Below are 20,525 nucleotides of genomic sequence, written 5' to 3' on the forward strand. Positions count from 1 at the left end.
GCAGTATCTCAAAACATAAAACAAGCGTGAGTGAGGCGATCATGTTAATCCGAGCCATCCCTTTTGTATTTGTCATCCTTTGGGCTTCTGGATTCGTTGGTGCGCGTTTTGGTTTGCAATATGCCGAGCCAGCGACACTACTTTCTATCCGTATGGCATTCAATGTCTTATTGTTTTTGGTTCTTGTGGCGGTATTGCGTAGAAGGTTGCCGACAGGAAAAGATTTATGGCACAGCTGTGTGGTTGGTGCATTGATCCACGGTTTCTATCTGGGCGGTACTTATTTCGCTATCGCCTTAGGTATGCCTGCGGGGTTGAGTTCGTTGCTGGTGGGTATTCAACCGATTTTAACCGCGGCTTTGCTGGTGGTGTTTGTTCGTGAGGAATTTAAACCCTCGCAATGGTTGGGTTTGGCTCTTGGTTTTGTCGGTATCGCTATGGTGTTGATGGGCAAAATGGAGTGGCAATCCGAGCAGCATAAAGTGTTGGCCATTGGTTTGTGTTTGTTGGCTTTGGTTGGTATCACGCTAGGGACGCTTTATCAGAAAAAACATTGCCAACAAGTGGATATGGTGGGTGGTGCGACGGTGCAATATTTGGCCGCGCTCGTCATGTTTCTGCCCGTTGCGATGCAGTTTGAAACCATGCAAGTGCAGTGGGAACTGGAGTTTATTTTGACTGTGTTGTGGTTGGTCGTCGTGCTCTCTTGTGTAGCTATTCTACTGCTGCTGTACATGGTTAAGAACGGTGCTGCATCGAGCGTAGCTTCTGTATTCTACCTGGTGCCGCCAACGACGGCGATTCAGGCTTGGCTCGCGTTTGGAGAGTCATTTGATTGGATGGGGATTTCTGGTTTCGTACTGGCAGCTACGGCGGTGTATTTGGTGGTTAAAAAGCCGGATCTGACGATAAAGAAATCGATTCAAACAGAATATACCTAAATTGGGTAGGGACATTTGCGTATCAGTGGGTACAATCTGCTTCATCTTAATCCGTGGAGCAGAATGATGAAGGTAAAGCCAGATCGAATGACCGCCATGCGTAGCATCATCGAGCAAGTAAAAGCGGAACTACCAATTTATGAACCAGAAACGTTTGTATGTGGACCAGAAGGGCAGTGCATTGGCTGTCCGAAGAAATTGTTGGAAATGGTCGATTCAGAAGTCACTTATTGGGAGTCAGCCATGGAGCGCGGCATTGTTCCGCAGTTCGATGAGATTCGTCGTTTTGGCAAAATGTGCACGAATGTTCGTCGTGGTCTGGTGCGAAATAATGTGCCTTTACTCAGTAACTAGAGAGTAAAAACCGTCTAATATCTGACACATAGCGTCGTTTTGTTACACTGCTCTTTGGCTGCTGTTCTCAAGTTTGCGTGGTGTTTGTCTCTTCTTACCCCTTAAGCCTTTAATCGTAAGAAATTGGCGATATATTGGCTCGGTCTCACATGGATGTGGGGCTATTGTCTTGGGCTAGTTGAGATAAGAAACGTGAAATCAAAGGGATTTACGCTGATGGAAATCACCATAGTGCTTACCACTTTGGCTTTCATCGCATTAGCTGCTTTACCAGTACTACTCGATATTCATCGCCAAGCATACGCTGCGATGCTGCACAGTTCTCAGTCTTCTTTGGGTACGGCTCTCAAATTCTTTCATGCTCAATCAGTGATTGATAACGCTTACGGCCAAGAGCACGTTCACTACATTGACCGACATGTCAAAACACGCAAAGGCATGCCAGAAGCGAGTGCCGATAGTATTCGAGCTTTGTTAGAAATCGATCTACCAGCCAGAGGTTATTCGAAAATTGACGTGCCGTGCAAAGGCAGTGATTTTTGCATCATCGGTCAGCAGCACCCAAACAGTGCTCATTTTGTCGCTATTCCTGATTATCAGTTCTTAGATAAATCGGGTGTTGATCGCGTGGTGTACATTTGGCCGCAAGGTTACACACTGGCAGAAGAAGCATGCTATTTCTACTACGTGAATCAAGCCTCTAACGATTCAATTGTTCGAGGGCATGTGACGCAAGGGTGTTAACCCCGAATAAGTGTTGCGAACAACGGTTATCGTGACTCTACAAATCTGGGCTTTTCGAACGGCTTTGCGCTTTATACAATATCATTTTTTGACTCATCAAGACTTTACCATTTGGCAAGGTCACTTCCCCAAGTTCTCCCTGATGTTCAAATCCAAACCGTTCATACAAAGCAATCGCTGGTGTGTTGGTTGTGTATACGTAGAGTGCGATTTGGTCGTAACCAAATTCCCAACCACGTGCGATCGCGACTGCCAATAGTTTCCGCCCCAATCCTTTGCCTCGGTAGTTTTTGTCGATGTGAATACCAAGAATACCGACGCGAAGGCGTTGCCCTCTTTCGTAACCGCACATCTCAGCTGGGTAGATTTCAACACTACCGATAAGTTTTTGGCGGTCAAACGTGACAAACTGAGGGATGGACTCGTTTTCCACACGTTGCAGGATTCTGCGAAGCGTTGCGTTATCGGGTGCAGGAGAAATCAAAAATTCCCCTTCGGAGTACACTCGATTCCACAGCGCGGTGAAGCGCGCGATATCGCTCACCTTGATGGATCTGATTTGCATTCATCTTCCTTGATTAGTGCAGGTTAGTAACGGTTAGGGGATAAGCTCAGATAAACAACGAATTTGGTTAGGAATGGCTTCGGCTGGTGCATCAGCGCCCGTTGGGTTAAACCAAATTGTGTTTACGCCCGCTTTCATCGCAGGGTAAATATCTTTGTGAGGTAAATCGCCAACCATGGTTATTCCACTCACGTTAACCCCTAACTGTTTTGCGATGGCGAGATAAAACTCAGGTTGGTGTTTAGCGATACCGAGGTTGGCAAAACAAAAATAGCCATTTAAGTATTGGTCTAAGTCGACGCGAACAAATGCACGCTGAACCTCTTCCATGTTGGAATCAGATGCACTGGTCGCAATGTAGATGGGATGATTTTGGGAAAGTATTGCCAGTGTTTCTCTGGCTTGAGGAACTGCTTCTACGTGTTCCCAATCGCACATTTTTCCTTGTGCGTGAGGGAAATCTACCATCAAGGTGTTCCCCCAATCGAAAAGATAAATCATGTTCGAATCTCCTTATCCGCACATCATATCGTCTTTTTCTAAAATCAGGGGGGGAAATTGCATCGATAAATGCGATTTAGGTGGGTTTAGTCGTGAAAAGCGCTTAATTGTCGTTATCGTTACAAATGTTTCAGCATAATGCGTGAGTTAGTTTTAAAACCTTGATTATCGTAAAAGCGCTGTGCTGGCTGATTGAATTCCATCACTTCCAATCGAACTTGTGTGGCATTGGCATCGCGCGCCCATTGCTCACAGGTTTGGAGCAGTTGGCGGCCGATTCCTTGCTGCTTTTGCGCTTCATCGACAACAATTGTTCCCACGCGACAAATTGGGTCTTTGATCAGAAAACTGACGGTGTCGTTTTGGGTGATCATCGCGGTTAAGAAGCCGAGAATTTGCTGTTCGCGTTCGGCAATCAAAAAGAGTCGCTCTTTGTTCTCTAGTGCTTGTGCAAGAAATTTACGGTCAGCTTCTGAAGGCGCAACAAAGGCTTCTGGCGCATTCGCAAAATGCAGTGAATTAATTTGAAAATTAAGCTGAAAAATTTCGTCTAAATCATCGGGAGTTGCTTGTCGGATATGGACTTGCATTCTATCTGCCCCCTGCAATATCGATAAATGATCCCGTGACATAAGAGGCTTCGTCACTTAATAGCCAAGCGATCGCATTTGCTACTTCTTCTACCGTGCCACCGCGTTTAAGAGGAATTTGAGGGCTGAGTCTATCTACTCGGTTTGGTTCTCCGCCGTCGGCATGCATATCAGTGTAAATGAAACCAGGTCGAACGCCATTGACGCGAATATTGCGCTCTGCCAACTCTAGCGAGAGCCCTTTCGTTAAAGTATCCATCGCGCCTTTTGATGTGGCGTAATCGACATACTCAAATGGCGCTCCTGAGCGCGACGCTCCAGAGGAGACATTCACAATTGCACCGCCTGCACTGAATCGCCTCGCCGCTTCTCGACAGCAGAGAAAACAGCTATTCACATTGGTGTTCATTACTTTCTGAAAGCGTTCCAAGCTGATTTCTAACAAAGGCGATTGAGTAAATAGGATGCCAACGTTGTTGACCAAGTGCGTCACTGCACCAAATTCACGTTCTGTTTCATCAAACAAGGAGAGCACTTGCTTCTCATCGGCTACGTCTGCGGCTATGGCAATCGCTTTGCCACCGTTTGCTTGTATTTCTGCCACAACTTGGTCGGCGGCCTCTTGCTGAGTGCGGTAATTAACGCAAACTCGATAGCCTTGCTCGGCCAGCTTTTTCGCCGCTGCGGCTCCAATACCTCGGCTTGCGCCGGTAATGATGACTACTTTATTCAAAATACGTCCTTATTTATGTAGTGAGTAGATTTTATCGGCGTAGGGTTTGCCACCAATTTGGTATGCGTCTGGAATGACCTCAATGAGTTCGAAACCACATTTTATCAGGACACGCTCTGATGCAATATTGCCTTCAGTGACCGTCGCGGAAAAGTGGTTGATGTTATGTGTCGAGGTTGCCCAGTATAGAAGCGCTTGAAGAGTTTCTGTTCCAAACTGTTGGCCATGAAATTCCGGCAAAAGTAAGTAACCTACCTCTGCCTTACCGTTTTCAATAGCAAAGCCAGTGATGCCGATGGGTTGTTCAGATTGCTTATCGAGTATTACAAGGCAAAGCCAATGCTGGCAATTTGGGGTCCATGGTAATAATCGCGAAGCAAATTTTTCTCTTATTTCTGTTTCGCTGGGACGATCGAAACAGAGCACAATAACCTCTTGTTCGGTGAGTAATCGTTGAAAGAGTTCCCAGTCACTGGCTTTGATGGGTCTTAATTGGCTTCTGTGCGTCTCGATGTAAACTGACATGCGTGTCCTTACTGCATCAATGTGGAGATTCAGTCTCTCATCCTCTTATCTGTTTAATCAAATAGTTGCATTCATAAAAGTGATTTATGTGGTGAATAGTTGGCTGGGTAATGGATTGTTGCCATATATTCATCTTTGAGATGCAAATAACAAAATTTCATACTTGAGGCATACAGAGCAACACGGAAATGATGTGGATCAAGAGAGGACTACCCATAAAGTAGTAATTTGCGACCTATAATTACATTTTATTTGGAAGTGTTGCTAATTATGTCAATAAAAAAACGATATGTTGCACTGCTGGTTGCTGCCGGCATTGGTGTGGGCTGGTTAACTTTGGGGGGGAGTGCGGCAGTAATGCATTACACCTCAGATACTGAATTTTGTCTCTCGTGCCACTCTATGGAAACCCCTTACAAAGAGTACCAAGGCTCAGTGCACTTCAGTAATGCGAAAGGCATTCGCGCGGAATGTTCTGACTGTCATATTCCTCAAGAACCAATGGATTACCTGATCACCAAAATTCGCGCGTCGAAAGACATCTACCATGAATTTGTGACAGGTAAGATCGATACGCCAGAGAAATATGAAGCACATCGTAAAGATATGGCTGAAACGGTATGGGCTCAGTTCCGTGAAAATGATTCAGCGACGTGTCGTTCGTGTCATGATTTCGATGCAATGGAAGAGTTTGAGCAATCACGTGATGCGGCGAAGATGCACGCTTACGCGAAAGCAAACGATCAAACGTGTATCGATTGTCATAAAGGTGTGGCGCACTTTGCACCAGAAGCAGAGCTAGACAGCAAGGCATTTGAAACGTTGATGAGCTTCACCACAAAAACATCACCTAATGCCAAGGTTGTTTACCCTGTGACTGAAATCGCAATGGGTGAGATGGGTAAAATTAACCCAACGACGAAGTTGGAAGTAATCAGCTCTGAAGGCGACAACCGCACTGTTAAGTTGAACGCATTCCAAATGAAAGGCGCAGAGCAAGTGCTTTACATGGGAGAAGGTCAACGTGCCATCGTAGCAACGCTAACAGAGCAAGGCCAACAAGCGCTTGAAACTGGTGAATTTGAGGCAGATGTTTACGGCAACGAATGGCGCGCGGTTTCTCTAACAGGTGCTATTGATTCTCCAGTTGTAGACACGCTTGAACCCGTATGGTCATACGCAGAAGAGTTGGACAACGTTTACTGTGCAACTTGTCACGCGAAAATTCCTTCAAATCACTTCACAGTGAATGCATGGGGACCGGTAGCGAAAAGTATGGGTGATCGAACTGATATTTCAGCCGAGAACCTAGAAATTCTAACCAAGTTCTTCCAGCACCACGCGAAAGATGTGGTTGGTCACTAACGATAAATAGAAGGATAAGATTATGACTAATATGACCCGTCGCGGATTTCTAAAAGGCACTGGTATGGCGGCTGGTGCAATGGCATTCACTTCATTTGCACCTATGTCTGTTGCGTCTTCAAACCAGCGTGGCAAGGGCATTTTGACAGCGGGCCGCATGGGCCCAATGTTATGTGAAGTGAAAGATGGTAAGTTGGTTTCGACTACTAATACTCTTCCACAAACTGTACCAAATAGTCTACAAACTACTGGGCCTGACCAAGTGCATACCAAGGCGCGTGTGAAGTACCCAATGGTACGTAAAGGCTACTTGGCAAACCCATCGTCGCCAGAAGGTGTGCGCGGTAGTGATGAGTTTGTGCGTGTGTCTTGGGATGAGGCTTACAAGCTGATCCACGAACAGCACATGCGAATTCGCAAAGAATACGGCCCGGCTTCTGTGTTTGCAGGCTCTTACGGCTGGCGTTCAAGTGGCGTGCTGCACAAAGCACAAACCTTGCTGCAACGTTACATGAGCATGGCGGGCGGCTATTCAGGCCACTTGGGTGACTACTCAACGGGGGCTGCGCAGGTCATCATGCCGCACGTTGTGGGCTCTATCGAAGTGTACGAGCAACAAACTACGTACCCAGTGGTATTAGAGCACAGCGATGTGGTTGTGCTTTGGGGCTTAAACCCGATCAACACTCTAAAAATCGCGTGGAGCTCAACAGACTGTGCTGGTCTTGAGTTCTTCCATCAATTGAAAAAATCAGGCAAGACGGTCATTGCGATTGACCCTATTCGTTCTGAAACCATCGAGTTCTTTGGTGAGAATGCGGAGTGGATTGCTCCTCACCCAATGACCGACGTGGCAATGATGATGGGCATCGCACACACCTTAGTGAAACAAGGTAAGCACGATAAAGCCTTCCTCGATAAATACACCGCAGGTTACGACAAGTTTGAAGCGTACCTGATGGGCGAAGAAGACGGCGTAGAAAAATCAGCAGAATGGGCATCACAAATCTGTGGCGTACCTGCGAAGCAACTTGAGCTACTGGCTGACATCTTCAGTAAAAACCGCACCATGCTGATGGCGGGTTGGGGCATGCAGCGCCAACAATACGGTGAGCAGCGTCACTGGATGCTGGTTACACTGGCAACGATGTTGGGTCAAATCGGTTTACCGGGCGGTGGTTTTGGTTTCTCTTACCACTACTCAAACGGTGGTAACCCTGCTCGTGATGCTGGCGTACTTCCTGCGATTTCGGCATCGCTGGGTGGCGGCTCTTCTGCGGGGAACGACTGGGCGGTGTCTGGCGCGGTGCAAAGCTTCCCTGTAGCGCGTATTGTCGAGGCGTTGGAAAACCCAGGTCAATCCTACCATCATAACGGTCATGAACTGACGTTTCCGGATATCAAGATGATTTGGTGGGCAGGTGGTGCGAACTTTACTCACCACCAAGACACCAACCGTTTGATTAAAGCGTGGCAAAAGCCTGAGCTGATCGTAATTTCAGAGCCTTACTGGACGGCGGCTGCGAAGCACGCGGACATCGTTCTGCCAATCACCACATCGTTCGAGCGTAACGACTTAACGATGACGGGTGACTACAGTAACCAACACTTGGTGCCAATGAAGCAAGTGGTTGAGCCGCAAGGTGAAGCGCGTAATGACTTCGATGTATTCGCGGACATGGCAGAGATGCTAGCTCCGGGTGGCCGTGACGTATACACCGAAGGCAAAACCGAAATGGAATGGCTGTACGGCTTCTACAAGGCGGCGCAACAAGGTGGCCGTGGCTCTCGCGTAGCAATGCCGAACTTCAGCAAGTTCTGGGAAGATAACCAACTGATCGAGATGAAGTGGAACGAGAAGAACGCACAGTTTGTTCGTTACGCAGATTTCCGTGAAGACCCGATCATGAATCCACTCGGTACACCAAGTGGTAAGATCGAAATCTTCTCGAAAACCATTGAAGGTTATCAGTTGGAAGACTGTCCTCCACATCCAACGTGGATGGCACCAACCGAGTACACGGGTACTGCGAAAGATGGCGAGTTGCAGCTAATGACCGCTCACGCAGCGCATCGTCTACACAGCCAATTCAACTACGCGAAGATTCGCGAAGAGTACGCAATTGCAAACCGTGAACCTATTTGGATTCACCCTGAAGATGCGAAAGCGCGTGGTATTAAAACGGGCGATCTAGTTCGTGCGTTTAACAACCGTGGCCAAGTATTGGTTGGTGCAGAAGTGACTGACCGAATCAAGCAAGGTTCAGTGTGTATTCATGAAGGCGGTTGGCCGGATTTGGATCCTAAAACCGGCATTTGTAAGAACGGCGGTTGTAACGTGTTAACGTTGGATATTCCGACCTCTCGACTTGCAAACGGCTGTGCGGCGAACTCGGCACTGGTTCGTATTGAAAAATACACTGGCCCAGAATTAGAACTAACAGCGTTTGAACCACCAAGAAATGGCTAGAAAAAAGTAGCGATTGAAAGCAAGAAGCCAGCGAATCGCTGGCTTCTTTTTATCTAGTCATCGTTCACATTAGCGCGAAGCAAGAGAAACAAACGGCATCTGTTTCTTAATCTGAAAAATGTCGGGAGTAAAGTAAATACAATCGCGACAAACAAGACTGAGCCTATTAAATCTTCAGGGCGATGCATGCCCAGCCATAAGCGGCTATATGCGACGCTCATTCCCCACATCCACAATGACAGTGCAGAGATATAGCACTTGTTCTGTAAGAACAAACCACCAAAGAAAGCCAAACAAATCGAAACGAAAATCGTATGGCCGGATGGGAAAGAATAGTCTTTCTCGCCTTGCCAATGGCGCGTTCGCCTATCACTGACGTGTTCAGAAATCTGGTTAATTACGTTGGCTTGCTGCTTTGTATCCAACTGATAAAACGCGTCTGGGTGCTCAATCAATTGCTCTGCAGCAAGCAGTTCGGCGTAGGGACGCGGGCTTTCTGTCATCAGTTTTAGACCCGTTTTGCTGGCAAAACCAATCACCAGTAACAACCCTAACATTGAGAGTTTTTGCATCCACTCAATGCGACTTGGTTTAAAGCGAAATAAAGAAAGCAGTAGCAGTGTTAACGTAATTAAAAAGCCTTTGCTACCAGCAGAATCTGTGAGCAAAGTAAAAGTAATACCCAGACTTTCCGGCACCTGTGAAGTGAGATTGTGATAAGAGCCAAACAGCGACATTGGGATGATGCCAAGAACAAACAAGGCGAGCATCATCAATCCATATTTTTTGGTTTTCATTGAGAGCGTTTTGTTTTTATTGAGGGTTATTCAACCACGTGAAAATAAGGGGCTTATCTTACGTTATCTGGCGTGAAAAACTTATCAACGCTCTGTCAATTCGAGCGTGAAAGTGACATTGCAGCTCTTCGTTGTGAAAGGAGAGGTTGTTGAAAGTACTGAAAGGCAAACGCGCTCATCCATAAGCGCTTTGTTCAGGCGTGAGCAAGGTTAGCTCATCAACCCTAATAAATATTCCGATGCGGCTTTTGGATCTTCTGCGTGGCAAATCGCTGAAACCAAAGCTAAGCCATGAACACCAGTGGCGCTGAGTTGCGGAATGTTACTTTCGTTAATGCCGCCAATGGCAACAATCGGCAGTGAAGTCGTCTCTAACGCCATCTTCAAGCCATCAATAGCCCAGAACTTCTTGGTGTTGGTTTTGGTCGGCGTCGCGAAGATTGCGCTCAAGCCGATGTAATCAATCGGAAGAGAGTCCGCTTCTGCAAGCTGCTCTTCATTTTCGATGGATAAGCCGAGGATTTTGTTTGGTCCAATCAACTCACGAGCGATAGTTGCGGGCATGTCTGATTGCCCGAGGTGAACCCCATCGGCATCAACTGCCAGGGCAACATCAACGCGGTCATTGATGATCAAAGGCACATTGGTATCTTTAAGGATGTCTTTCACGGCTTGAGCACGTTCGATAAACGCACGCACATCGCCGTGTTTTTCGCGGACTTGTACCATGGTCACGCCACCTTCCACGGCTTTTCTCACAACACGCTTTAGTGTGGCTAAATCTTGTTGGTCATCGGTGACCAAATATAAACGATAGGCGTTCATTTTGTTTCCTTTGGGCCTCTCATCTACAGGGAGTGAGAGGCCGGTATTTGTTAGAGAAAGCTTAACTCACTTGGAGTTTTAGGCGTTTTGCCAGTGTTTCTTCATCCAGTTGGTAAAGCTCATCCAAAAGATGCATTTGCAGGCTACCTGGGCCGCGAGCTTGTTCCGCTGCTATCTCTCCAACAACGCCCAGTATCGCCGCAGCAGCAAGTCCGGAGTTATCACCAACAGCAGCGAAAGCGCCTGTTAGTGCCGTGAGTGTACAGCCCATTCCGGTTACGTATGGCATCATCTCGTGACCATTGTTTAGCTGCACAGTTTGCTCTTTCATGACGATGTAATCAGTCTCACCAGAAATCACTACGCTCGCGCCGTACTCTGAGACTAAGAAGTTTGCTGCGCCAAGTGCTGCGTCGCTGCTGTCTAGTGCATCGACGCCTTTGCTTTGTGCTTGCTCGCCAGCGAGAGCGATGATTTCTGAGGCGTTACCACGAATGATCAACTTGTCTGCAAGGCGTGCGATCTCACGTGATGTCTCGGTACGCAGTGAGCTTGCTCCACAACCGACGGGGTCGAGTACAACGATTTTGCCATTGGTATTGGCTTGCTCTACGGCATAGCTCATACGCGGTGTCCAAACGCTGTCTAGGGTACCGATGTTGATAACCAATGCGCCAGCGAACGACATCATCTCTGCCATTTCCTGCTTGGAGTGCGCCATGATTGGAGAAGCGCCGATGGCCAATAGTGCGTTTGCTGTGTTATTCATCACCACGTAGTTAGTGATGTTGACGACTAATGGCTTTTGCTGGCGTACTGCGGTTAATGCTTGGGTGATTTGTTCAATTAACATGAGACTCTCCGATTAATCTTGCTGAGCGTTTAGACCTTGTTGCCAGAATGCCACTTCCATACGCGTTGCAGTTTTGAATACCTGAATCAGGTTTTGACCACGCTGACTATTGATATCGATTTCCGCCAATAACTGATTAAAGTGTTCTGCACCTTTTGCGACACCAGATTGGAATTCCTCACCACCGTAGAGGTTGATCCAACTTGCGTATGGGTTACCTTCGATTACCGTGTTCTCATCTTCAATCAGCATCTTACCGATTACGGCATAACCGATAGAGCATGGTGCTAGTGCCGCGTATAGATCAACAAGGTCGCCCGTCATGCCAGCATCCAATACGTAGCGGGTATAAGCTACTGTCCCGAAATCCTCTGGCTCGTTTTCCAAGTCGGATTCTGTCAGTCCCCATTGCTCACAGTAAGTCACGTGGTGGGCAATTTCAGAATCGAGCAATGCATGTACGCTTGGTAAGGCACGGCGCATGTCATCCAAAGTACGTGCTTTGTAGATCGCTAATGCGTAGGCTCGTGCGTACTGTTTTAGGAAAAGAAAATCCTGCTTTAGGTAATGCAGAAAACAAGGCTGAGCCAGAGTGCCTTGCGCCAATTGCTGCACGAAAGCATGCTCAGTGTATTCTTGCCAATCTTGGCGGCAAGCGTCGATCAAATCTTGGTATTTCATTATGGGTATCTCGTTATCAAAAGACCCTAGGCTTAGAGCCCAAAGTCAGTAGAATTAGTCAAAGTTCGGTACGTAATCTTTCGCTTTTGGCAGTGTTTCGATGATTTTTTGTGAATACATGAATTGCGCATAATCATCGTAGCGTTTCAGATCTACTGCGGATGGACGAAGAGCAAAACGAGTTAGCGTGTCGTTCCAAGCGCGTTGGTTAAGCTCGTTGTTGAGCGTGTCTGGTGAATAAGCAACAAACTCTTTCCAAGATTCTTTTGGATGGTTAACGATGTAAGTGGTTGCTTGCTCTAGCGCTTTGTTGAATGCCTTGATGGCTTCTTTGTCGTAGGTTTTTGCATTGGCTACGAAGACTAACTCGTCATACGCTGGCACGCCGTGTTCTTCAGGGAAGAAGGCCTTAGCTTTATAACCTTCTAGTGCCAGTTGGTTGGTTTCGAAGTTACGTAGACCGCCCCAAATCGCATCCACCTTGCCAGACGCAAGAGACGAAGACAGCGCCCAACCTACGTTGATGATTTGTACGTCAGAAAACTTCACGTTTTCTTGCGCTAGCATGGTGCCGATTGTCGCTTCTTCGTTGCCTGCGATCGCAATACCGATCTTCTTGCCTTTCAAGTCGCCAAGGTTTTCATTCTTACCGTTATCCAGCACCATCAACGTGTTGAGTGGCGTAGCAATCAAAGTCGCAGAGCGGATTAGTGGCAAACCCGCCGCGACATCGATAGTTAGGCTTGGTTGGTAAGAAATCGCCATGTCGACTTTACCCGCCGCGACCAACTTAGGTGGCGTGCTTGGATCTGCCGGCTCTTGAATGTTGACCTTCAAACCTTGTTCTTTGAAGTAACCACGCTCTTTGGCAATCACGATAGGACCATGATTTGGGTTGACGAACCAATCCAACATCAGTGTCATCTCTTTTTCTGCTGCAAGCACATTGGTTGATACCACTGAAGCGAGTAGAGCAGCAGCGCTCATAAGTTTGTTTTTATTCACGGGGTTCTTCCTTTTCTTTCCCAATTTTCTTTGGTTATTTTCTGTAATTATTTGCTTTCCCAAGGGATGGCTTTTTTCAATAATTTATCGGTGATGAAGTAGAGTGAGATAGACAGCACGGCTAGGATAAACAGCGCCGCAAACATCTCATCAATGATCATGCGAGCATTAGCTTGGAGCATCAGATAACCCAAGCCTTCACTTGAACCTACCCACTCACCGACCACTGCTCCAATCGGCGCAATAACGACGGCAACACGAATGCCTGAGGCTAAAGTTGGTAGGGCGGCTGGCAATTGAATATGACGAAGTAACTGCCATTTAGACGCGCCCATGGTCTTGGCAAGGTCGAGGTAACCTGTTGGTGTATTACGTAAGCCGTCGTAGCAACATGTGGTGACGGGGAAAAAGATGATGATCGCCGCCATGACGACTTTCGATGCAATGCCGTAACCCAGCCAAAGCATGAGTACTGGCGCGATGGCGAACACAGGGATCGCTTGGCTAGCAATCAGAATGGGCAGTAACCAACGCTTCAGCGGTTCGAACATCAGCATTTGCAATGCGAACAGCAAACCCATTGATAATCCAAGCGCCAAACCAAGTAAAATCTCTTGCGCGGTAACCCAAGTATGTTTGAGCAAGACATCGTAACGAGTGACCAATCTATCCAGCACTTCAATTGGTGAAGGTAAGATGAAGCTTGGCATGTCGAATACCACAACAACCAACTGCCACAATCCCAAGATCACCGCTGTGCTAATGACCAAGCGCAGAGCCGGATGGGTCACGCGTTCTTTTTTACTAATGCGTGCCGAAACGGAGTTGTACTGAGTCATATCACTCATAGTCTTTCTCCAGTTGATCCAAAATCGCTTGTTGTAACGCCGCGCACTCTCCATCGAGAACTCGGGGCGGCTTGGAGTCTGGAACGACCAAGTGCTGAGCTTGCGCAGGTGTGCCTTGCAACACATAGAGTTGGTGAGCTAATCGCACCGCTTCTTGTGGGTCGTGGGTAATCAGAACAACCGTCTTATCTTTCAGCAATTCGGCAGACAAGGTTTGCAACTTATGACGAGTAACCGCGTCCAGTGCAGAGAAAGGCTCATCCATCAGAACTAGAGGCTTGTCTTGCATCAGAGTGCGAGCAAGGGCAACACGTTGTCTCATGCCGCCAGAGAGCTGAGCTGGCTTAGCATCCGCGTAATCGGCGAGTCCCACTTGGCTTAGTAAAGTCAGTGCACGTTGTCTATTTTGCTCTGGTGCTTGCACTTGAGAAAATCGAGAACTGAGGCAGACGTTGTCTAACACATTCAACCACGGTAGCAATAAATCCTGCTGAGCCATGTAAGCGATACGGTCATGCAGTGCAGCGCCATCCGTTGTGATGAGTTCGCCATGCCAGTCAACTTGGTCATCCAGTAGGCCAGCTAAGTAACGCAATATTGTGGTTTTCCCGCAGCCACTGCGACCAAGTAACACTGTCCATTGATTAGCAGGAATAGTCATACTCAACCCTGCTAGCGTTGGTGTTTGGCTGTCTTTGTATCGCAGACTAGCATCGGAAAGCTGAATGCCAATCGCGTTAGCGAACATAAGTATGACCCGCAAAAAAGTGGTTCACAGGGCCATGGCCTTTACCTACATCCAATTCATCAGCGTGTGCGATAGCTTGGCTGATGTACTGCTTACCCAGGTGCACCGCTTTGTGTAGGTTGTTGCCTTGGCCAAGATAAGACGCAATGGCGGAAGAAAGTGTACAGCCTGTGCCATGAGTGTTTTTGGTTGGAAATCGCTTGGCGCTAATTAACTCGGCACTGTCTTGCATGATAAGTAGATCGTTGCTGTTTTCATTTTCTTCAAGGTGACCGCCTTTGAGCAGAATAGCTTTGGCGCCAAGCGCACGAAGGTCGGTAATCATATCGTTCATTTCAGATTCTGATTGAGGCATTGGCTTACCCGTCAATGCTGCGCCTTCGGGTAGGTTAGGGGTAATGATGTCTGCGAGCGGAATCAATTCTTCTTTTAAAGTGCTGATTGCCGACTGTTCCAGTAATAGATCGCCGCTGGTGGCCACCATCACAGGGTCAATCACGAGGTGTTTTGGCTGGTATTGTTTAATTTTGTCTGCAACGACTTTGATGATGTTGGAATCTGCCAGCATGCCCACTTTGACTGCAACGATGTTGAGGTCGGTAAATACTGCATCAAGTTGGCTCTCTACATGGTCGAGAGGAATGGGGAAAATCGCAGAAACGCCTTGGGTATTTTGCGAAGTAATCGCCGTGATTACCGAGCAAGCAAAACTGCCGGTTGCGGACATCGCTTTGATGTCGGCTTGAATACCTGCACCGCCACCACTGTCTGAGCCCGCGATGGTCAATACGATAGGGGTAGGCAAGGCTGGCGTGTGATGTGAATGAGGTTGTGATTGCTGCGTCATGGTCGCTCCTACTACAAGACGTATAGGAACTGACTTTGACCGTTGCAGATAGATCGATTTTTCGATCGCTATCGCTTACCTAAGAGGGGCGACGAAAGGCAAAGTGTGCATAGTTCCCTACGTCAGTGCTAACTGAATCAGGTTCAACGGGTCTCGAATTTCGATCTCAGCCAACACTTGTCGTGTGGCCCCCCGACTATTTCGTTCGGATGATAGCAGGACCATTGCGGAAGGGATACGTTTTTTGAGCGTAATTATAATGAGTATTCAATTATGCGAGGTGAGTGATAAAGTAAGCACCTAAATGGTTTGCTGGGTGGAATTTACTAGTGCAACGCTCTGGTGAATGAGCAGAACCTGGAATATTTAATAAATAATCGTGGTCTCGTTAAGCAAGGATTAGCACAAAACAAGGTTAAAAAACTGTTAAAATTTAACGTGTTGCCAATTTAACTTTGTTGAACTTTTTCACAGTTAATTAGGAAGGCTAAGACGATCATCGAGCAAGGAGACTTCATGCTTAATTCTGTAACAGCGAAGTCAGTGATCGATCATGCGCTCTTTTTGGGGGCTGATTTCGCTGAACTATTCGTTGAACATCACCAAACCAACACTGTCCAGATCGCATCTGGTGAAGTGGATAAGGTTAACTCGGGTATCGATTTTGGTATCGGTATTCGTCTTTTTTTCGGTCATAAGGTGCTTTACGGTTACACCAACAGCACAGATGAAGCCGAACTAAAGCGCGTAACCTCGCTGCTTGCTGCAAAAGACAAGCGTGAGCAAATCGCGTCAGCGGGTTCTTTGAATTTGAACCGCTACCCAATCCAACATGGTTGCCGCATGCCGCTAGGTAAGGATGCTAACCTAGATTCAAAAATCGCGTTTCTATTGAAAGTTGACCAAGCCGCACGTGCTGAGAGTGAACATATCAGCCAGTTTATTGGCAGCGTTCTTCAGCGCGAGCAACAAGTGTCTATCTTCAACTCAGAAGGTCTACACGTTGACGATACTCGCCACTACATTCGTGTTGCTGGTAACACTGTCGCGCAAAAAGGTAATGAGCAGTCTTCTGGTATGGAAGGTCCTGGCGCTCTTGCTGGTTGGGAATTCAGTGAACAGCTTGATGCCAAAGAGCTAGGTCAAACTATCGCGCAGCAAGCGTTAGTAAAACTTGGCGCGGATGCTTGTCCATCGGGTGAAATGCCGGTGGTGATTGGTAACGGCTTTGGCGGCGTTATCTTCCATGAAGCATGTGGTCACTTGCTAGAAACCACTTCAGTTGCGAAGAAAGCATCAGTCTTCCACGACAAGATGGGCGAAATGGTTGCTCACACCGCAGTGAATGCAGTCGATGATGGCACCATGACCAACGAATGGGGCTCGATTCACATTGATGATGAAGGTATGAAGACTCAGCGCACTCAACTGATCAAAGACGGTAAGCTAACCAGCTTCATGGTCGATAAAATGGGTGGCATGAAGACAGGTTATGAGCCTACGGGTTCTGGTCGTCGTCAAAACTACAAGTTCGCACCAACCTCGCGCATGCGTAACACCTTTATCGAAGAGGGCGAGCATTCACTTAATGACATGCTTGCAGGCATTGAACGTGGTATCTATGCGAAGAAGATGGGCGGCGGCTCGGTTCAACCGGGTACGGGTGAGTTTAACTTTGCTGTTCGTGAAGCTTATCTCATTGAAAATGGCAAAATCACCAAGCCTCTGAAAACAGCAACGCTGATCAGCACGGGTCCAAAAGTGTTAAAAGAAATCAGCATGGTCGGCAAAGACATGGCGCTTGCGCCGGGCATGTGTGGTTCCGTAAGTGGTTCAGTGCCAACAACAGTCGGTCAGCCAACGCTGAAAGTCGATAACATTCTGGTAGGAGGCGGTAACTAATGAGCCAAGAACAACAACTTCTCAATGCGGTTGATTACGTCCTATCAGAAGCAAAACGCCAAGGTGCAGAAGCGGACGTCATTGTAAACCGCAACAGCAGCTTTTCTCTGAAAGCGAACCAAGGAAAGCTGGATGAGTACAAAGTAAGCTCAAGTCAAGTGCTGGGTGTTCGACTTATTAAAGATGCTCGTGTCGCGACAAGCTATTCTGAATCACTAGAGCAACCAAGCTTGGATTTAATGCTAACTAATGCACTGCAAAGCGCTCGTTTTTCCAAGCAAGATGAACATCAGACCATTAGTTGTGTGAACAGCCAAATCACGACTGACGTGGCTGAGATTGCTCAAGAAGACACAACTTCGGTTGATGAAAAAATTGAACTGTCTCTCGCACTTGAGCAAGGCGTAGTGGCTCTGCCTCACGCTTCTAGCGCACCTTACAATGGTTATAGCGATGGCGAAACACAACTGATCATTGCCAATACTCAAGGCACATTGTGTCAACACTTCGAGCGCTCGTTCACTTGTTACGCGTATACCTTGTTTGAAAAAGACGGCAAACAGTCAATGGCGGGTAGAATGTCACTTGGTCGCCGTTTTGATGAGTTGAATCCAGCTTACTGTATAGAAGGTGGCTACAACCTTGCTCGTGATCTTCTGGAAGGCGCTCCGGTTGCGACAGGTAACTACCCTGCTATTTTCCACATCAATGCGCTAGCAAGTTTATTCGGTGCTTTCGGCAGTGCTTTCTCTGGCGTAAGCGCGATGAAAGGCATTACGCCACTGGGTGACAAGCTTGGTCAACGTGTTGCGAGTGATTTAATTACCTTTACTGATACGGCTTACATGCCAAATGGTATGGCAATCGCGAGTTTTGATAGTGAAGGCTTCGCTACTCAAGATAATGTCATGATTGCTAATGGTGAGTTGAAAACCTTGCTACACAACAGCCAGACCGCAAGTTACTTGGGCGCAGTCTCGACAGCAAGTGCCGCTCGCGGTGCAAAATCGAGCCTAGACGTATCAGCGAATCACAAAGTGATTGCGACGGGTAACAGCAGTGCGTCAGAAGTAAAAGCGGGTGAGTACCTAGAGTTAGTCGAACTTCAAGGTGTCCATTCTGGTGCGGATGCAGTGAGTGGTGATTTCTCATTTGGCGCGAGTGGTTTCTTGTGCCGTGATGGTAAGCGCATTCAACCAGTTCGTGGGATCACGGTAGCGGGTAACTTCTACAATATGCTGCAAGAAGTTGAGGCAGTAGGTGATACTCAGCTAATTAACGATAGCCGAACTTTCTTCTCGCCAGACGTTCGTTTTGCTCGTTTGAGCATTGGTGGTAAGTAAACTTAGCATTACTATAGAAACAAAAAGAGGACTCAATAGAGTCCTCTTTCATTATCTAGCAACGTGTGCGCGAATAACTAGAATTCGCGTATGTCCAACTCATTGTGGATCAATACTACACACTGAGAAGCGAAAAGCATCTTAGGACCTAAGCTGATCTTCTCTGTGCCAAGGCGCTTTAAGCTGTTAAAAGACTTTTTCGGCATCGGTATATGGTCAGTTAGCAAGAAACATGGATTTTCACCAATTTCTGCATCACGAACAAATTCGCCTTTCTTATCCAGCATATATAGTTGGTGATCTTCTGCCAGTTCTTGTACTAGGCGTTCAAAGCTCACTGTACGAACGGTAATACCAGGTTCGACTTCACGAAGTTGCTCTTTACCCATACCAACCGAAGCATCCAAAGCGCGAGCCACTGCTGCAATCAAGGTTGACTCATGGAAGCCGCCAATGTTGGTGATGTCGTTGGAGCGAATAGTAATGGTGCGTGAGAAATCTTTTGTGCTTTCTAAAACCAAGTGAACAACCACATCTTCACGGTGTGATTGAGCAACGAACATCGTGTTCATCATGGTATGAGCAAGAATCTCTGTATGCGCTTCATTACCAACACCTTCTAACAGTGCTTTGCTGGTGGTTGGCGCCGCGCGAGCTCGTAAAACAAAAGAGCGCATGAATTTAGCCTCTATATAGGAAGAGTGAATGCGCGGAAGTATATCCCCAAGCAGGGAAGGGATGCGAGTTTAATAGCAAATGTGAACTTACTTACAAAGCTTCGATTGTGGAGCTGGGTGTGCTGGCTAGAATAGGAGGCAACCCTGTTAGGAGTGGTATATGGAAATCAAACAGATAAATAAAGACATTTATAAAAAGAAAGTAAACCTTGTGATTGGCGGTTTTGTTGCGTTGCTCGCCATCTCCTCTCTTGCCTTTAGTACCTTGTTGATTGTTTTGTTTGGCAACACTGAAGTCGTACCAGAACAATCAACGGGCAATTTCCATTGGAATTTGATTGGTGTCGTTCTCGCAGTTGCAACTTCCCTCTCTTTATTGAATCAAATTAAAACTCGACCATACATGGAAGAAGTGCTGTACGTTTGGAAACTCAAGCAGCTGCACAACAAGATCTTTCGTAAACTAAAAAGCATTAAAGCAGCCGCGAACAATGGCGATGTAAAAGCGCTGACGATCCTTAAGTTCTACTATACGACTCAAAGTCAGGTGTTTGAGCTAGACAACAACACACTGACGATGAGCAGTGTAAATAAAGAATTGGAGGCTATCGAGCAAATCGAAGCGGCGCAATCAATGAGTCTCGATATCACAGGCTTTGAAGAGTCTTGGCTAGACACATATTGATTGCCTATTTGCTACTTGAAGTTAACAACTGAGTGCTAAAAATAAGCGTTTGAGTGAGATTTAATCATTCGACGCTTTTTTTTGATTTTTTTTCTGAAAAGGGGTTGCCAAGAAAAATCATCTCCCTATAATGCGCCTCCGTTGTCAGGGCAAAGCGGAAACGCAAAAGCGGTTGGCAAGAAGGCGAAAGAAAACTTCTAAAAATTAATTTAAAAAAGTGTTTGACACTGAAAATTAATTCCTTAGAATACGCCTCCGCTTCGATAGCAAAGCTTACGAAGCAAGCTCTTTAACAATATAGACCTATCAATCTGTGTGGGCACTCGTTGATGATAATCCAATTAGATATTTCTTTCTTAACGGAAAGCGGTATCAAATTAGGTTTCAATGAAACGAAGTGACCATTGAATCGAAAGATTCAGCACAGTCAATTCAAACATTACTTATGTAATGTTCAGTATTCATTGAGCCGAACAAAATCTTAAATTGAAGAGTTTGATCATGGCTCAGATTGAACGCTGGCGGC

The 20,525-nt window shown here is 46.8% G+C and carries 21 protein-coding genes, 1 pseudogene and 1 riboswitch; of the genes and pseudogenes, 8 read left to right on the forward strand and 14 right to left on the reverse strand.

Annotated elements, in window-relative coordinates; all coding sequences use genetic code 11:
* Nucleotides 1–41 precede the first annotated feature (41 nt).
* The 3 genes from R8O11_RS04085 to R8O11_RS04095 all read left to right on the forward strand — a co-directional run bounded on the left by R8O11_RS04085 (nucleotide 42) and on the right by R8O11_RS04095 (nucleotide 2,039).
* Complete coding sequence (locus tag R8O11_RS04085) at nucleotides 42–941, forward strand: DMT family transporter (RefSeq protein WP_005374320.1); 900 nt, start codon at nucleotides 42–44, stop codon at nucleotides 939–941.
* A 66-nt stretch (nucleotides 942–1,007) separates the two neighbouring features.
* Nucleotides 1,008–1,295, forward strand: a complete 288-nt coding sequence (locus R8O11_RS04090) for a hypothetical protein (RefSeq protein WP_005374318.1) — start codon at nucleotides 1,008–1,010, stop codon at nucleotides 1,293–1,295.
* Between the two features lie 153 nt (nucleotides 1,296–1,448).
* Nucleotides 1,449–2,039 (forward strand): type II secretion system protein, encoded by a 591-nt coding sequence (locus R8O11_RS04095; RefSeq protein ID WP_225455765.1) that lies wholly within the window; start codon nucleotides 1,449–1,451, stop codon nucleotides 2,037–2,039.
* A gap of 37 nt (nucleotides 2,040–2,076) precedes the next feature.
* Here R8O11_RS04095 and R8O11_RS04100 read toward each other — a convergent pair whose 3' ends face one another.
* The 5 genes from R8O11_RS04100 to R8O11_RS04120 form a co-directional block, all read right to left on the reverse strand.
* Nucleotides 2,077–2,604 carry a GNAT family N-acetyltransferase gene (locus R8O11_RS04100; RefSeq protein ID WP_318193937.1) on the reverse strand — a complete coding sequence of 176 codons (528 nt, stop codon included), beginning with the start codon at nucleotides 2,602–2,604 and terminating at the stop codon, nucleotides 2,077–2,079.
* Between the two features lie 33 nt (nucleotides 2,605–2,637).
* Nucleotides 2,638–3,105: an HAD family hydrolase gene (locus R8O11_RS04105; protein WP_064354463.1), complete on the reverse strand. Its 468-nt coding sequence runs from the start codon at nucleotides 3,103–3,105 to the stop codon at nucleotides 2,638–2,640.
* Nucleotides 3,106–3,224: 119 nt separating this feature from the next.
* Nucleotides 3,225–3,695 (reverse strand): GNAT family N-acetyltransferase, encoded by a 471-nt coding sequence (locus R8O11_RS04110; protein WP_062730850.1) that lies wholly within the window; start codon nucleotides 3,693–3,695, stop codon nucleotides 3,225–3,227.
* A gap of 1 nt (nucleotide 3,696) precedes the next feature.
* Entirely contained in the window at nucleotides 3,697–4,428 is a 732-nt protein-coding gene (locus R8O11_RS04115; RefSeq protein ID WP_318193938.1) for a glucose 1-dehydrogenase, read from the reverse strand.
* A gap of 9 nt (nucleotides 4,429–4,437) precedes the next feature.
* Complete coding sequence (locus tag R8O11_RS04120) at nucleotides 4,438–4,953, reverse strand: GNAT family N-acetyltransferase (RefSeq protein ID WP_318193939.1); 516 nt, start codon at nucleotides 4,951–4,953, stop codon at nucleotides 4,438–4,440.
* Nucleotides 4,954–5,223: 270 nt separating this feature from the next.
* On the opposite strand from R8O11_RS04120, the gene R8O11_RS04125 reads away from it, so the two are divergent.
* Together R8O11_RS04125 and R8O11_RS04130 are read left to right on the forward strand one after the other, a co-directional pair.
* Nucleotides 5,224–6,318, forward strand: a complete 1,095-nt coding sequence (locus R8O11_RS04125) for a NapC/NirT family cytochrome c (protein WP_005374302.1) — start codon at nucleotides 5,224–5,226, stop codon at nucleotides 6,316–6,318.
* Between the two features lie 22 nt (nucleotides 6,319–6,340).
* Nucleotides 6,341–8,788, forward strand: a complete 2,448-nt coding sequence (locus R8O11_RS04130) for a trimethylamine-N-oxide reductase 2 (protein ID WP_318193940.1) — start codon at nucleotides 6,341–6,343, stop codon at nucleotides 8,786–8,788.
* Nucleotides 8,789–8,857: 69 nt separating this feature from the next.
* Here the strand turns inward: R8O11_RS04130 and R8O11_RS04135 are convergent.
* The 8 genes and pseudogenes from R8O11_RS04135 to thiD form a co-directional block, all read right to left on the reverse strand.
* Nucleotides 8,858–9,585 (reverse strand): annotated as a pseudogene (locus R8O11_RS04135) (phosphatase PAP2 family protein).
* Nucleotides 9,586–9,795: 210 nt separating this feature from the next.
* Nucleotides 9,796–10,410 carry a thiamine phosphate synthase gene (gene thiE / locus R8O11_RS04140; RefSeq protein WP_033907188.1) on the reverse strand — a complete coding sequence of 205 codons (615 nt, stop codon included), beginning with the start codon at nucleotides 10,408–10,410 and terminating at the stop codon, nucleotides 9,796–9,798.
* 61 nt (nucleotides 10,411–10,471) lie between these two features.
* Complete coding sequence (gene thiM / locus R8O11_RS04145; RefSeq protein ID WP_033907187.1) at nucleotides 10,472–11,263, reverse strand: hydroxyethylthiazole kinase; 792 nt, start codon at nucleotides 11,261–11,263, stop codon at nucleotides 10,472–10,474.
* A gap of 12 nt (nucleotides 11,264–11,275) precedes the next feature.
* Entirely contained in the window at nucleotides 11,276–11,944 is a 669-nt protein-coding gene (tenA, locus tag R8O11_RS04150; protein WP_033907186.1) for a thiaminase II, read from the reverse strand.
* A gap of 54 nt (nucleotides 11,945–11,998) precedes the next feature.
* Nucleotides 11,999–12,949, reverse strand: coding sequence for an ABC transporter substrate-binding protein (locus R8O11_RS04155; protein ID WP_086027682.1), 951 nt, complete (start codon nucleotides 12,947–12,949; stop codon nucleotides 11,999–12,001).
* Nucleotides 12,950–12,996: 47 nt separating this feature from the next.
* Nucleotides 12,997–13,797 (reverse strand): ABC transporter permease, encoded by an 801-nt coding sequence (locus R8O11_RS04160; RefSeq protein WP_009706843.1) that lies wholly within the window; start codon nucleotides 13,795–13,797, stop codon nucleotides 12,997–12,999.
* Nucleotides 13,790–14,545, reverse strand: coding sequence for an ABC transporter ATP-binding protein (locus R8O11_RS04165; RefSeq protein WP_033907185.1), 756 nt, complete (start codon nucleotides 14,543–14,545; stop codon nucleotides 13,790–13,792). Before R8O11_RS04165 ends, R8O11_RS04160 begins: the two co-directional genes overlap by 8 nt.
* On the reverse strand, nucleotides 14,535–15,392 hold the full coding sequence (gene thiD, locus R8O11_RS04170; RefSeq protein ID WP_005383329.1) for a bifunctional hydroxymethylpyrimidine kinase/phosphomethylpyrimidine kinase: 858 nt from the start codon (nucleotides 15,390–15,392) through the stop codon (nucleotides 14,535–14,537). Before thiD ends, R8O11_RS04165 begins: the two co-directional genes overlap by 11 nt.
* Nucleotides 15,393–15,489: 97 nt before the next feature.
* A riboswitch (TPP riboswitch) is annotated at nucleotides 15,490–15,597 on the reverse strand.
* Between the two features lie 311 nt (nucleotides 15,598–15,908).
* On the opposite strand from thiD, the gene R8O11_RS04175 reads away from it, so the two are divergent.
* Nucleotides 15,909–17,294 carry a TldD/PmbA family protein gene (locus R8O11_RS04175; RefSeq protein ID WP_017820998.1) on the forward strand — a complete coding sequence of 462 codons (1,386 nt, stop codon included), beginning with the start codon at nucleotides 15,909–15,911 and terminating at the stop codon, nucleotides 17,292–17,294.
* A complete protein-coding gene (locus R8O11_RS04180; RefSeq protein WP_064376367.1) occupies nucleotides 17,294–18,637 on the forward strand; it encodes a TldD/PmbA family protein in 1,344 nt (447 codons plus the stop codon). The genes R8O11_RS04175 and R8O11_RS04180 overlap by 1 nt, the downstream gene beginning before the upstream one ends.
* Before the next feature lie 77 nt (nucleotides 18,638–18,714).
* Here R8O11_RS04180 and trmY read toward each other — a convergent pair whose 3' ends face one another.
* On the reverse strand, nucleotides 18,715–19,314 hold the full coding sequence (trmY, locus tag R8O11_RS04185; protein WP_017634347.1) for a tRNA (pseudouridine(54)-N(1))-methyltransferase TrmY: 600 nt from the start codon (nucleotides 19,312–19,314) through the stop codon (nucleotides 18,715–18,717).
* Between the two features lie 160 nt (nucleotides 19,315–19,474).
* Here trmY and R8O11_RS04190 point away from each other — a divergent pair, with 160 nt between their 5' ends.
* The gene (locus R8O11_RS04190; RefSeq protein WP_033907183.1) at nucleotides 19,475–19,999 is read left to right on the forward strand and encodes a DUF3087 domain-containing protein; all 525 of its coding nucleotides are present in this window, start codon (nucleotides 19,475–19,477) and stop codon (nucleotides 19,997–19,999) included.
* The last annotated feature ends 526 nt before the right edge of the window (nucleotides 20,000–20,525 follow it).

The organism is Vibrio sp. 1288 (assembly GCF_033344475.1).